Here is a 12,597-nt window from a genome sequence, read left to right as displayed (position 1 = left end):
ATATTTAATGGAACGCGACCAGGCCTCAAAATTCATGTTCGATCTGCTGCGTCTGATGACCAGCAAGAACGGCTCGGACTTGTTCATCACCGCCGGTTTTCCGCCGGCGATCAAGATCGACGGCAAGATCACCCCGGTGTCGGCCCAGCCGCTCACACCATCGCACACCGCCGACCTGGCGCGCGCGATCATGAACGACAAGCAGACCGCCGGCTTCGAGCTGACCAAGGAAGCGAACTTCGCGATCAGCCCGGGCGACCTGGGACGCTTCCGGGTCTCGGCCTTCATCCAGATGAGTTCTGTCGGCATGGTCCTGCGTACCATTACCACGGCCATTCCGCGCCTCGACGACCTGGGCCTGCCGGATGTCCTGAAAGACATCGTGATGACCAAGCGTGGCCTGGTGATCATGGTCGGTGCGACCGGTTCGGGTAAATCGACGACGCTGGCGGCCATGGTCGGGCACCGCAACGAAAACAGCTACGGGCATATCATCACGATCGAAGACCCGGTCGAATACGTTCACCCGCACAAGAACTGCGTGATCACGCAGCGCGAAGTGGGCGTCGACACCGAGTCGTTTGAAGTGGCGCTGAAAAACTCGCTGCGCCAGGCGCCGGACGTGATCCAGATCGGCGAGATCCGCGACCGCGAAACGATGGAACACGCGATTGCCTTCGCCGAAACCGGTCACCTGTGCATGGCCACCCTGCACGCCAACAGCGCCAACCAGGCGCTCGACCGCATCATCAACTTCTTCCCCGAAGAGCGCCGCCAGCAGTTGCTGATGGACTTGTCGCTGAACTTGAAGGGCATGGTGTCGCAGCGCCTGATTCCGATGAAGGAATCCAAGGGCCGCTGCGTGGCGATTGAAATCATGCTCAACTCCCCGCTCATTTCGGACCTGATCTTCAAGGGCGATGTGCACGAGATCAAGGAGATCATGAAGAAGTCGCGCGAACTGGGCATGCAGACCTTCGACCAGGCGCTGTTCGACCTGCACGAAGCCGACAAGATCACCTACGAAGACGCGCTGCGCAACGCCGACTCGGTCAATGACCTGCGCCTGAACATCAAGTTGAACGGCAAGGAAGCCAAGAACCGCGATCTCTCGCACGGCACCGAGCATCTGGGTATCGTGTGACGGGCGCGCTCGATTTCAAGGCGGCCGATATTTCGGGCACGCCGGTGGACCTGGCCATGTACAAGGGCCAGGTTGTGCTGGTCGTGAACACGGCCAGCGCGTGCGGCTTTACGCCGCAGTACAAGGGCCTTGAAATCGTGTACCAGCAGTTCAGGAACAAGGGCGTGGCGGTGCTGGGATTTCCGTGCAATCAGTTCCGCGGACAGGAGCCCGGCAGCGAGAGCGAGATCGGCGCGTTCTGCGAGAAGAACTACGGCGTCACGTTTCCGCTGTTTGCCAAGATCGATGTCAATGGCGATAACGCGCATCCGCTGTTCCAGCACTTAAAAAAAGCGGCGCCCGGATTGCTGGGTACCGAGCGGATCAAGTGGAACTTCACCAAGTTCCTGATCGGGAAAGACGGCAGCGTGTACAAGCGCTACGCGCCGCTCACCAAGCCGGAAGAGCTGGTGGCAGATATCGAAAAGCTGCTCACCGAATAGACACTGCTTGTCACGCAGTACCCGCTTCATCCGCATCCCACCGTCATCCTCCACCGTCGTTCCCGCACAGGAATGACGAGGGCTCCTACATTCACAAAACAAATATCCTTCATCAAATAATGTGCTTACATCATTCAAAAAATGAATGACAAGCATTCGAATTTGAAATTGGAGTTATATGCTGCGATGCCGCATAATGTGTACATACCAACAAGACACATTAAACAAGGATCGATATGAACATCGTGAAGAACATGGAAGCCGTCCTCATCGCCGCAGTCGCACTGACCTTCGTCACCGCCATGGCCTCGGCTGAAGCACCGCGCGCCCGCAGCGCCGCACCGACCTCGCCGGCTGCCGCCGCCAAGGCCGACACCGACATGACGACCATCGTCGTCACCGGCAAGCGCCTCTCCGCAGCAGAAAAAGCAAAGCAGGCCGCGTAATCTCAGGCCAGCGCCTGGTCGATCAACTCGATCCAGTGCGCGACAGGCGTCTGCGTGCCTGATTGAAGGTGTGTCTGGCAGCCGATATTGGCCGACACAATCAGCTCCGGGTTGGTGGCCTGCAAACTGGCCAGCTTGCGATCCCGTAATTCAGTCGCCAGCGCAGGCTGCAGCACCGAATAGGTACCGGCCGAACCGCAGCACAGATGGCTGTCTGCACACAGCGTCACATCGACGCCGGCAGCACGCAATACCCCTTCCACCTTGCCGCGGATCTGCTGTCCGTGCTGCAGGGTGCAAGGCGGATGAAACGCCACCCGCTTCGCCACTTTCCCCTTCAGCTTCGCTACCAGTTCAGCCTCGAACTGCGGCATGATCTCGCTCAGGTCGCGCGTCAGCATCGCAATGCGCGCAGCCTTGGCGGCGTAGGCGCTGTCGTGCGCCAGCAGGTGTCCGTATTCCTTGACCGTGACGCCGCAACCCGACGCCGTCATCACGATCGCCTCGATTTGCCCACGCTCGACCAGCGGCCACCAGGCGTCAATATTGCGGCGCATGTCATCAAGGCCGCCTTCCTGGTCGTTCAGATGGTAGCGCAGCGCGCCGCAGCAGCCGGCCTTGGGTGCGGCCAGCAACTGCACGCCAAAGGCATCGAGCACCCGTGCGGTGGCGGCGTTGATATCGGGCGCCATCGTGCTTTGCACGCAGCCTTGCAGCACCAGCATCTTGCGCGCATGTTCCCGCGCCGGCCAGTGGCCGGCACTGCGCGTCTTGGGCAGCTTGTCTTGCAGTGCCGGCGAGAGCAGCGGCCGGACCAGCTGGCCGGCCTTGAACGCCGGCCGGAAAATCCACGCGCGCGGCAGCGCTTCCTTGAGCACCGCGCGCTTGATGCGTTCACCGAGCGGCCGCTGGACGCGTTCTTCGACCACCCTGCGGCCGATGTCGGCCAATCGTCCGTAGCGCACGCCCGACGGACACGTCGTCTCGCAGTTGCGGCACGTCAGGCAGCGGTCCAGGTGGGTCTGGGTCTTGGCGGTGACCGGCGCACCTTCGAGCACCTGCTTGATCAGGTAGATGCGCCCGCGCGGGCCGTCGAGTTCATCACCCAGCAGCTGGTAAGTGGGACAGGTGGCGGTGCAGAAGCCGCAATGCACGCAGGCGCGCAGGATCGCTTCGGCTTCGTCGCCATCGGGCGTGCCCTTGATGAAATCGGCGAGATTGGTTTGCATTAGTACATCCGTCCGGGATTGAAAACCTGCGACGGATCGAAGGCCGCCTTCAGGCGTTGATGAATCCTGGCGACGCCTGGCGCCAGCGGCTGGAACACGCCTACGCCCTTGTCGCCGCCCCGGAACAGGGTCGCGTGGCCGCCCACCGCCGTCACCGCGCGCCGTATATTTTGCGCCATCGCCGCGTCGGCATCGACCTTGAGCCAGCGCTGCGCGCCGCCCCACTCGATCAGCTGCGCGCCGCGCAGGATGATGGCGCCCGTGGTCGACGGCACCGACAGCCGCCACAGGCTGCCCTCGCCATCGAAAAACGCATGCCGCTGCTCGCGCAGCGCCGCCCAGAAGGCATCGCCGTCATCGACCGGCTGCCCGCCCAGCGTGCGCGCGGCGGCAACGACGGCCGCCTGCGCGCCCGACAGGCGCACAGTGAGCACGCCGGCATGCCAGCAACTGGCCGATATCGGCAGCGGCAGGCCGGCCCATTCGTTCAGGTGCCGCAACGCGTCGATTTCATCCATCGCAAAGCGCAAGGTGGTGTCGCACAACGGACGTGGCAGCACCTTGATGGAATGCTGCAGCATCAGCCCCAGCGTACCCATGGAACCGGCCAGCAGGCGCGATACGTCGTAGCCGGCCACGTTCTTCATGACCTGGCCGCCGAAGGTGAGCACCTCGCCCTTGCCGTCCATGAGGACCGCGCCGAGCACGAAGTCGCGCAGCGCGCCGCTGCTGGCGCGGCGCGGGCCGGACAGGCCGCTGGCGACCACGCCGCCGATGGTGGCGCCGGCGCCGAAGTGCGGCGGCTCGAACGCCAGCATTTGCTTGTGTTCTGCCAGCGCCGCCTCGATCTCGGCCAGCGGCGTGCCGCAGCGCGCGGTGATGACCAGTTCCGTCGGCTCGTAGTCGACAATGCCGCTGAAACCGCGCGTGTCGAGGATATCGCCATCGGTGGCCTGGCCGTACCAATCCTTGCTGCCGCCACCGCGAATGCGCAGGGTGCGGCCATCCCTTGCCGCCGCCAGTATCTGTTCCCTGAAATGTTCGATCTGCTGCAAATTGTCTCCCATGTCAGAAACGCGCCAACCCGGCGAAGGGCAGCACGCCGCCGCTGACGCGCATCTTGCCGAATTCGGCGCAGCGGTTCAGCGTGGGGATGGCCTTGTCGGGATTGAGCAGGTGCGGCGCGTCGAAGGCGCGCTTGACGGCGAAAAAGGCATCGAGTTCGGCGCGCGTGAACTGCACGCACATCGAATTGATCTTTTCCATGCCCACGCCATGCTCGCCGGTGATGGTGCCGCCCACTTCGACGCACAGCGCCAGGATGGCCGCCCCGAAGGCTTCGGCGCGGTCGAATTCGCCCGGCTGGTTGGCGTCGAACAGGATCAGCGGATGCAGGTTGCCGTCGCCGGCGTGAAACACGTTGGCGCAGCGCAGGCCGTAGGTCGCTTCCATCTGCGCAATCCCGGTCAGCACCTGCGCCAGGTTCTTGCGCGGGATGGTGCCATCCATGCAGTAGTAGTCGGGCGAGATGCGGCCCGCCGCCGGAAAGGCGTTCTTGCGGCCCGACCAGAAACGCAGGCGTTCGGCCTCGCTCTGCGACACGGCGATGGCGCTCGCGCCGGTAGCCTGCAGCACCGCCGACATGCGTTCGATTTCTTCATCCACTTCAAGCTGGGTGCCATCGGCTTCGCACAGCAGGATCGCTGCGGCGTCGGTGTCGTAGCCGGCATGGACGAACGGTTCGACCATGCGCGAGGAAGTCTGGTCCATCATCTCCAGCCCGGCCGGGATGATGCCGGCGGCGATCACGCTGGCCACCGCATTGCCGCCGGTGACGACGCTGTCGAACGAGGCCATGATCACGCGCGCGGTGGCCGGCTTGGGAATGAGCCTGACCGTGACTTCCGTGACGATGCCCAGCATGCCTTCGGAACCGATGAACACGGCCAGCAGGTCCAGGCCCGGTGCATCGAGCGCCTCGCCGCCAAGTTCGATGATGTCGCCATCGATGGTGGCAACGCGCACGCGCAGCACGTTATGCACGGTGAGTCCGTATTTGAGGCAATGCACGCCGCCCGAATTTTCGGCCACGTTGCCGGCGATGGTGCAGGCGATCTGCGAGGACGGATCGGGCGCGTAGTACAGGCCATGCGGCGCGGCCGCGTCGGAAATGGCCAGGTTGCGCACGCCCGGCTGCACCACCGCCAGCCGCGCGTAGGGTTCCGTGCGCACGATGCGGTTCATGCGCGCAGTCGACAGCACCACGCCGTCGGCAATCGGCAACGCCCCGCCCGACAAGCCGGTGCCGGCGCCGCGCGGCACGATCGGCACCTTCAGTTCACGGCACACGTTGAGGATGGCCAGCACCTGCTCTTCGTCGTCGGGCAGGGTGACGATCATCGGCAGCTGGCGATAGGCGGCCAGGCCGTCGCACTCGTAGGGGCGGGTGTCTTCGGGGTCGGACAGCACGCAGCGCGCCGGCAGCACCGCCAGCAGCGCCTGGGCGACCTGCTGCCTGCGTTCGGGATCGATGGGAAGGGAGGCGGACATGCATCGATTGTATGCGTTATCGCCGCTTTTGTCGTATCCTGCCTGATTATGATTCAGCTACCGGAAAACAATCATGGGCAACCGACTTTCTAAAATCGCCACCCGCACCGGCGACAATGGCACCACGGGCTTGGGTGACGGCAGCCGCACCGAAAAAGACAGCGTGCGCGTGCACACCCTGGGCGAAGTCGACGAACTCAATTCCTTCGTCGGCCTGCTGCTGTGCGAAGACATGCCGGCCGAGCTGCGCGAGGAACTGGTCTCGATCCAGCACGACCTGTTCGACCTGGGTGGCGAGATCTGCATCCCCGGCTACACCTTGATCACCGACGAGCATGTGGCGCGGCTGGACGACCTGCTCGAAAAATACAATGCCGACCTGCCGCCGCTGAAGGACTTCATCCTGCCGGCCGGCTCGCGCGCGGCGTCGATTGCGCACGTGTGCCGCACAGTGTGCCGGCGCGCGGAGCGCAGCATCGTCACGCTCGGAAAAACCGAGACCATCAACGAGCACCCGCGCCAGTATGTGAACCGTCTGTCGGACCTGATGTTCGTGCTTTCGCGCGTGTTGAACCGCTTCGCCGGCGGCAGCGACGTGCTGTGGCAGCACGAGCGCAAGCGAGGATAAGCTCCATGAAAAAGATACTGATCGCCGCATTGAGCGCTGCCCTGTGCAGCACCGGCGGCGCGTTCGCCGCCACGCCCGACGTCACCCGCACCGAAGTCACGCGCCTGCTCGACACGGTCGAAAAGTCGCAGTGCCAGTTCAGCCGCAACGGCACCTGGCACGATGCGAAGGCGGCGCGCGCCCACCTGCAAAAGAAGTACGACTATCTCGACAACAAGAAGCTGTTGACCACTACCGAAAGCTTCATCGAGCGTGGCGCGACCGGCAGCAGCATGAGCGGCGCCCCGTACCAGATGCGCTGTCCCGGCACGGCGGTGGTCAACAGCGCCGACTGGCTCAAGGCCGAACTGGCACGGGTGCGCAAGTAAGTGGGCAAGCGCGCCAAGCGCGAGCCGGCGCCTGGCCCGGGCTTGACGTGGCAGCCCGGCACCGGACCTGACCCGCAAGCGCTCGCGCGCATGCAACAGGCGGCGCCCATGCCATCGGTGCTCATGGGCGAAGCGTGGTTCATGGGTGACGACCGCAAGATGTTCGGCTATCTCCGTACCACGGCCGTCGACCAGCTCTCCGATAGCCAGATCACGGAGGCACTGTGGGAAATCGCCAGCGGGACATCAAGCTTCGGCCATATGGACGAATGGGATGACTGGTTCGCTTACCTGCTCCCCCGGCTGATCGCGATAAAACAAGCGCCGTCGGAGCGTGAGACCATCGAGATGCTGGCGACGGCATTCTTTATCCATTACCCGGTCCGCATCCACGATTGGACCTATGACGAGGTGTTGCAGACACTGGGACAGGTCTTCATGGGACCGTCGCGCTGGCGCGACGGCCGGCTGATCCTCGACCATCTGTTCAATGGCCCGCCCGCCAGTCCTCATGAGACGTGGGGGTGGTGGGATGTCTGCAGCGAGCTGTCGGCATCGCTGTTTTTCTGCCTGAAGTATCTCCATCCGCGTGACATCAAGGCTTGGGTAGATTCGATTTTTGCGATCGGCGATCCGCATTGGCGCGCGCAGATACTGTTGTGGCTCGGCCAGACCCGGCAGATATGGGATGCGGGAAGCGCCTTCCCCGCCGATCTGGGAAGCCAAGCGCCGCAAGCGACATGGTCGGAAACGTATTTGCTCGACGCCAGGCTGGGAGCGCCATTCATCACCGGGGAGAACCGGTGCGCGTTCACGGAAGCATTGCGGCCCTTGCTGGCGCTGCACCTGGACGACTGGCGCGAGTCAATCGCGCAAGTCGATTATCTCGCGCTCGAAGCGCTGCCGTCCATTATCGATATCGACTTGGCTTAGGGCGATCAAGGGTGAAATACCCGCCTGTGTGCGCCAGCAGATCTTTGTGGCTTCCCTCTTCCACGACTTTGCCGTCCGAGAAAACCAGGATCTCCGTCGCCCGCGCAGGCGTGCATCAGGCTTGCATCGCCAGGCGCACCGTGTGACTGTCGACGTACTGCACCATGCGCGCGATCTTGCCATCCCTGAAAGTGTAGTGATGGGCAAAGGCGGCCCGCATGGCGCGCCCGGTTTCCTTGCAGGTGCCCGAGTAAAAGCCGAACGCCACGATCTGGTCGCCCTGTTCAAGGTAGCTATGCGCCTCGGCGCGGTAGCCGATCCACTCGGTGGCAAGCCGCTTGAACACATTGGCCACGATGGCGTCGGGACCGCGGAAGGTGCCGGCGTACGGAAAACCATCCGCTTCAACCCATTCGGCATCGGCCGTGAGCAAGTCCAGCAGGCGCGTTGCATTCTCGCTCGACTGGCCTTCGTAGGTCGAACGCAGCATCTCCAGATTCGGACTCACGATCAAGCCCACTTCATTTCGCCGAGCACCACCTTGGCGCCGGTGGTGAGGGCCACTTCCATGCCGGCGTCAGGGTAGCGCTGCTTCATGGCGGCGATCAGCGCGGCGCTGTCGGCCGCCTTGGCCGCTTCTTCCTCGAACGCGAGCAGGTAGTCGCGCGTGTAGGCGATGGCCGATGCATCGGCTGGCGCATCGACCGTTCCATGCCCCGGTACCACGATGCGCGGCTGGCGGGCGGCCATCGCGTCCAGGTTGTTCACCCAGGCGGCGCGCAGTTCGGGCGTGGCGGTATCGGCCACCCACACGTGCACGCCGGAGAACACCAGCACCCCACCGAAGATGGCTTCGAGCGAAGGCACCCACAGGTAGCGCCGGTTGCTCATCCCTTCGGCATTCACGATCTCGATGGTTTCGCCGTCGAGGCTCATGGTGGACGCATCCGATGCGGCTGGCAGCACGACATCGGCCAGCGTTTGCGGGCCGTTGGCCTTCAGTTGCGGGCCCCAGACATCGAGCTTCTTTTGAACGTTGGCGTGGATCGCCGCTACCGTGGCATGCGCGGCAAGCACCGGCACCTCGGGATAAGCGGCGCGCACTGCGCCCAGGCTGAAATAGTAATCCGGGTCGCTCTGGCTGACGTAGACGCTCTTGAGCGGCTTGCCACCGGCGGCGATGGCGTCGGCCACGGCCTTGCCGTCGGAGAGCGTGAAGCCGCCATCGATCAGCAGCGCTTCAGTCGGTCCTTCCAGCAGCACCGGCGCGCGGAAGAAACCGTTCTGGCCTGCGGGGAAGTGTTTCCATGTCAGCTTGGTAGTGCTTGTCATATCGTCTCTCGTCAAAAATTGAATTGCGTGAGAGAAGAGTAGACCGTTTGACTTGCTGGATATATAGCCGCGAATGAAACAGATTGTTTCTTGGATCGGACAAATACGGCGAACGATCAACTCGCCCAAACAACAACGCCAACCCGAAGGCTGGCGTTGGTACTTGAGCGGGCGTCGCGCAGCGTTTCGCGCGAACCTCGTATCAGGTGTTATTGACCACCAGGCGCGGCTCCGCTGCACCGAAGCGCTGGCGGATCGACGCGGCGATGCCCTTGGCGTCGAGCCCAACGCTGGCCAGCAGGGCCGCCGGGTCGCCATGGTCGATGAACTTGTCGGGCAGGCCGAGAATCAGCAGCGGCTTCTGGATGCCTTCGGCCGCCAGCGCTTCGGCCACGGCGGAACCGGCGCCGCCCATGACCGCGCCCTCTTCCACCGTCACCAGGTAGTCGTGGTCCTGCGCCAGTTGCTTGACCAACTCCACGTCGAGCGGCTTGATGAAGCGCATATTGGCCACCGTCGCGTTCAATTCCTCGCCAGCCACCACGCTGCGCGCCACCATCGAGCCGAAAGCCAGGATCGCCACGCTGGCGCCCTGGCGCCTGATTTCGCCCTTGCCGATCGGGAGCGTCGTCAGTTCCTTCTCGATGACCGCGCCAATGCCGGCGCCGCGCGGATAACGCACCGCCGCCGGCCCCTTGTACTGGTAACCGGTGCTGAGCATCTGGCGGCATTCGTTTTCGTCCGAGGCGGCCATGACGACCATGTTCGGAATGCAGCGCAGGTAGGCAATATCGTAGTTGCCGGCATGGGTGGCGCCATCGGCACCGACCAGGCCCGCGCGGTCGAGCGCGAACAGCACGTCCAGGTTTTGCAGCGCCACGTCGTGAATCAGCTGGTCGTAGGCGCGCTGCAAAAAGGTGGAGTAGATCGCCACTACGGGTTTCAAGCCTTCGGTCGCCAGGCCGCCGGCGAAGGTCACCGAATGCTGCTCGGCGATGCCGACATCGAAATAGCGGTCCGGGAACTGCTCTTCAAAGCGCACCATGCCCGAGCCTTCGCGCATGGCCGGCGTAATGCCGACCAGGCGCTTATCAAAGGCGGCCATGTCGCACAGCCAGTTGCCGAACACTTCCGTGTAAGTGGTCTTGCCCGCCTTGGCCGGCAGGATGCCTTCGGTCGGGTTGAACTTGCCCGGCCCGTGGTACAGCACCGGATCGGCTTCGGCCAGCTTGTAGCCCTGCCCCTTTTTGGTCACCACGTGCAGGAATTGCGGACCCTTGAGCTTCTTGATGTTTTCCAGGGTAGGAATCAAGGAGTCCAGGTCATGGCCGTCGATCGGGCCGATGTAGTTGAAGCCGAATTCCTCGAACATCGTGGCCGGGACCACCATGCCCTTTGCGTGTTCCTCGAAACGCTTGGCCAGTTCCAGCACGGGACCGGGCAGCACCGACTTGCCGACGTTCTTGGCGGCCGCGTAGAACTGCCCCGACATCAGGCGCGCCAGGTAGCGATTGAGCGCGCCCACCGGCGGCGAAATCGACATGTCGTTGTCGTTCAATACGACCAGCAGGTTGATGTCTTCCTGTACCCCGGCGTTGTTCAGTGCCTCGAAGGCCATCCCGGCGGTCATGGAGCCGTCGCCGATGACCGCGATCGCGTGGCGATGCTCGCCCTTGATCTTGGCCGCCTGCGCCATGCCCAGCGCGGCCGAAATCGAGGTCGACGAGTGCGCCGTGCCGAACGTGTCGTATTCGCTTTCGTCGCGGCGCGGGAAGCCCGAAATGCCGTTCAACTGGCGCAGGCTGTGCATCTGGTCGCGCCGGCCGGTGAGGATCTTGTGCGAATAGGTCTGGTGGCCCACATCCCACACGATGCGGTCGTGCGGCGTGTTGAACACATAGTGCAGCGCAATCGTCAGCTCCACCGTGCCCAGGTTGGACGAGAGGTGGCCGCCGGTCTTGGACACGGAATCGAGCAGGAAATGGCGCAACTCGTGCGCCAGGGGCGTCAGTTGGGCGCGCGCCAGCTTGCGCAGTTCGGCCGGTTCGTTGATTGTCTCTAGCAAGTTCATTTACGCTTTCCGCTGCACGATCAGGTCCGCCAACTGGCGCAGCCGATCTGCTTTGTCACCAAACGGCGCGAGCGCGTCATGCGCATCGTTCCGCAATTTTTCTGCCAAGACCCTGGATGGTTCCAGGCCCAAAATCGATACATAGGTCGGCTTGTTGGCCGCCGCATCCTTGCCCGCGGTCTTGCCGAGGGTGGCCGAATCGGCGGTCGCATCGAGCACGTCGTCGACCACCTGGAAGGCCAGCCCGATCGCTTTGGCGTAGGCGTCGAGCGCGGCCATCTGCGCGTCGCTCACATCGCCGCCGGCCAGCGCGCCCAGCACCACCGAAGCGCGCAGCAAGGCGCCGGTTTTGAGCTGGTGCATCTGTTCGAGCTGTTCGAGCGTGAGGCTGATGCCGACGCTGTCAAGATCGATGGCCTGGCCGCCGCACATGCCGCTTGACCCGGCCGCGTGCGCGAGCAGGCGCAGCATCGCGACCTGGCGCGCCGGCGGCATGTCCAGGTCTTCCGACAGCACCAAAAAGGCTTGCGATTGCAGCGCGTCGCCCACCAGCAGCGCGGTCGCTTCGTCGTAGGCCACGTGCACAGTCGGTTTGCCGCGCCGCAGCGCGTCGTCGTCCATGCAGGGCATGTCGTCGTGCACCAGCGAGTAGGCGTGGATCATTTCGACCGCGGCGGCGGCGCGCTCCAGCGCGCGCGTTGCGGCGCCGGACAGCGCACCGGCCGCGAACACCAGCAGCGGGCGTACCCGCTTGCCGCCGCCGAGCACCGTATAGCGCATCGCTTCGTGCAGCTTGTGCGGCACCGCGTCGGCGGCCGGCAGCAAGGCGCCCAGCGCCTCTTCAACGCCGGCCTGCACGGTTTTCATCCAGTCGTCGAAAGCGCCGCTCATTGCATGCCCTCGCCGGCGCCGTCGGCCGCGAAGGGCTTGAGCATGTCGCCTTCGAGTACCTTGACCTGGGACTCGACTTTTTCAAGCTGCGCCGCGCAATAGCGCACCAGCTCCGAACCGCGCGCGTACGCCGCGACCGACGCTTCGAGCGGCAACTGGCCAGCTTCCATCTGGGTCACCAGCTGGGCCAGTTCGGCCATGGCCTGTTCGAACGATTCCGGCGCCGCCGCGCTTTCCACTGATAATTTCTTTGCCATAGTTACTTTATGTGAGTCCGCAGCATGCAACTTGTGCGCGGCGCGCCAGTCTAATCGCTTATTCTAGAACAATCCATCCTAACGGGTGGCGATTCGGCATTTTATCGTATTGAGGCTGGATCGATGAAAACCATGTTTTTCCCTCAACATTTACACCCGCCCACACCACATTCGCGCGCCGGACCGAGACGGCAGGGCTCGTTCCACGCTATAATCGCCGGTTCTGTCCGAAATACCGTATTCCGTCGCTAAAAATACTGGTCTTT

The 12,597-nt window shown here is 63.6% G+C and carries 14 protein-coding genes; 6 read left to right on the top strand and 8 right to left on the bottom strand.

Going from position 1 to position 12,597, the window contains the following annotated elements; all coding sequences use genetic code 11:
- The first annotated feature begins 7 nt into the window (after positions 1-7).
- The 3 genes from PO883_RS04125 to PO883_RS04115 all read left to right on the top strand — a co-directional run bounded on the left by PO883_RS04125 (position 8) and on the right by PO883_RS04115 (position 2,072).
- Positions 8-1,144, top strand: a complete 1,137-nt coding sequence (locus tag PO883_RS04125; RefSeq protein ID WP_289308600.1) for a PilT/PilU family type 4a pilus ATPase — start codon at positions 8-10, stop codon at positions 1,142-1,144.
- A complete protein-coding gene (locus PO883_RS04120; protein ID WP_289308599.1) occupies positions 1,141-1,626 on the top strand; it encodes a glutathione peroxidase in 486 nt (161 codons plus the stop codon). Before PO883_RS04125 ends, PO883_RS04120 begins: the two co-directional genes overlap by 4 nt.
- Before the next feature lie 236 nt (positions 1,627-1,862).
- Positions 1,863-2,072 (top strand): hypothetical protein, encoded by a 210-nt coding sequence (locus PO883_RS04115; RefSeq protein ID WP_167091819.1) that lies wholly within the window; start codon positions 1,863-1,865, stop codon positions 2,070-2,072.
- A 2-nt stretch (positions 2,073-2,074) separates the two neighbouring features.
- On the opposite strand, the gene glcF is transcribed toward PO883_RS04115, so the two are convergent.
- From glcF to PO883_RS04100, 3 genes are read right to left on the bottom strand one after another with little or no spacing between them, the layout of a single operon-like run.
- On the bottom strand, positions 2,075-3,301 hold the full coding sequence (gene glcF / locus PO883_RS04110) for a glycolate oxidase subunit GlcF (RefSeq protein WP_289308598.1): 1,227 nt from the start codon (positions 3,299-3,301) through the stop codon (positions 2,075-2,077).
- Positions 3,301-4,368, bottom strand: a complete 1,068-nt coding sequence (glcE, locus tag PO883_RS04105) for a glycolate oxidase subunit GlcE (protein ID WP_289308597.1) — start codon at positions 4,366-4,368, stop codon at positions 3,301-3,303. The genes glcF and glcE overlap by 1 nt, the downstream gene beginning before the upstream one ends.
- 1 nt (position 4,369) lies before the next feature.
- Positions 4,370-5,851, bottom strand: a complete 1,482-nt coding sequence (locus PO883_RS04100) for an FAD-linked oxidase C-terminal domain-containing protein (protein ID WP_289308596.1) — start codon at positions 5,849-5,851, stop codon at positions 4,370-4,372.
- A 73-nt stretch (positions 5,852-5,924) separates the two neighbouring features.
- Between PO883_RS04100 and PO883_RS04095 the strand changes: the two genes are divergently transcribed.
- From PO883_RS04095 to PO883_RS04085, 3 genes are read left to right on the top strand one after another with little or no spacing between them, the layout of a single operon-like run.
- Complete coding sequence (locus PO883_RS04095) at positions 5,925-6,479, top strand: cob(I)yrinic acid a,c-diamide adenosyltransferase (RefSeq protein ID WP_166892667.1); 555 nt, start codon at positions 5,925-5,927, stop codon at positions 6,477-6,479.
- Between the two features lie 5 nt (positions 6,480-6,484).
- The gene (locus PO883_RS04090) at positions 6,485-6,847 is read left to right on the top strand and encodes a DUF5329 domain-containing protein (RefSeq protein WP_167091830.1); all 363 of its coding nucleotides are present in this window, start codon (positions 6,485-6,487) and stop codon (positions 6,845-6,847) included.
- Complete coding sequence (locus PO883_RS04085) at positions 6,848-7,780, top strand: hypothetical protein (protein ID WP_289308595.1); 933 nt, start codon at positions 6,848-6,850, stop codon at positions 7,778-7,780.
- A 115-nt stretch (positions 7,781-7,895) separates the two neighbouring features.
- Here the strand turns inward: PO883_RS04085 and PO883_RS04080 are convergent, their stop codons facing one another.
- From PO883_RS04080 to PO883_RS04060, 5 genes are all read right to left on the bottom strand, one after another.
- Complete coding sequence (locus PO883_RS04080; RefSeq protein ID WP_289308594.1) at positions 7,896-8,288, bottom strand: nuclear transport factor 2 family protein; 393 nt, start codon at positions 8,286-8,288, stop codon at positions 7,896-7,898.
- Between the two features lie 2 nt (positions 8,289-8,290).
- A complete protein-coding gene (locus PO883_RS04075; RefSeq protein ID WP_289308593.1) occupies positions 8,291-9,112 on the bottom strand; it encodes an MBL fold metallo-hydrolase in 822 nt (273 codons plus the stop codon).
- Positions 9,113-9,314: 202 nt separating this feature from the next.
- Positions 9,315-11,183 carry a 1-deoxy-D-xylulose-5-phosphate synthase gene (gene dxs, locus PO883_RS04070; RefSeq protein WP_289308592.1) on the bottom strand — a complete coding sequence of 623 codons (1,869 nt, stop codon included), beginning with the start codon at positions 11,181-11,183 and terminating at the stop codon, positions 9,315-9,317.
- Positions 11,184-12,074 carry a polyprenyl synthetase family protein gene (locus PO883_RS04065; RefSeq protein WP_289308591.1) on the bottom strand — a complete coding sequence of 297 codons (891 nt, stop codon included), beginning with the start codon at positions 12,072-12,074 and terminating at the stop codon, positions 11,184-11,186.
- Positions 12,071-12,331 (bottom strand): exodeoxyribonuclease VII small subunit, encoded by a 261-nt coding sequence (locus tag PO883_RS04060; RefSeq protein ID WP_167091848.1) that lies wholly within the window; start codon positions 12,329-12,331, stop codon positions 12,071-12,073. Before PO883_RS04060 ends, PO883_RS04065 begins: the two co-directional genes overlap by 4 nt.
- Positions 12,332-12,597: the final 266 nt, after the last annotated feature.

Origin of the sequence: Massilia sp. DJPM01 (assembly GCF_030348125.1) — a bacterium.
Classification (GTDB): Bacteria; Pseudomonadota; Gammaproteobacteria; order Burkholderiales; family Burkholderiaceae_D; genus Telluria_A; species Telluria_A frigida.
Note: the sequence above shows the minus strand (reverse complement) of the source record. Positions and strands in the feature narration are given on the sequence as shown.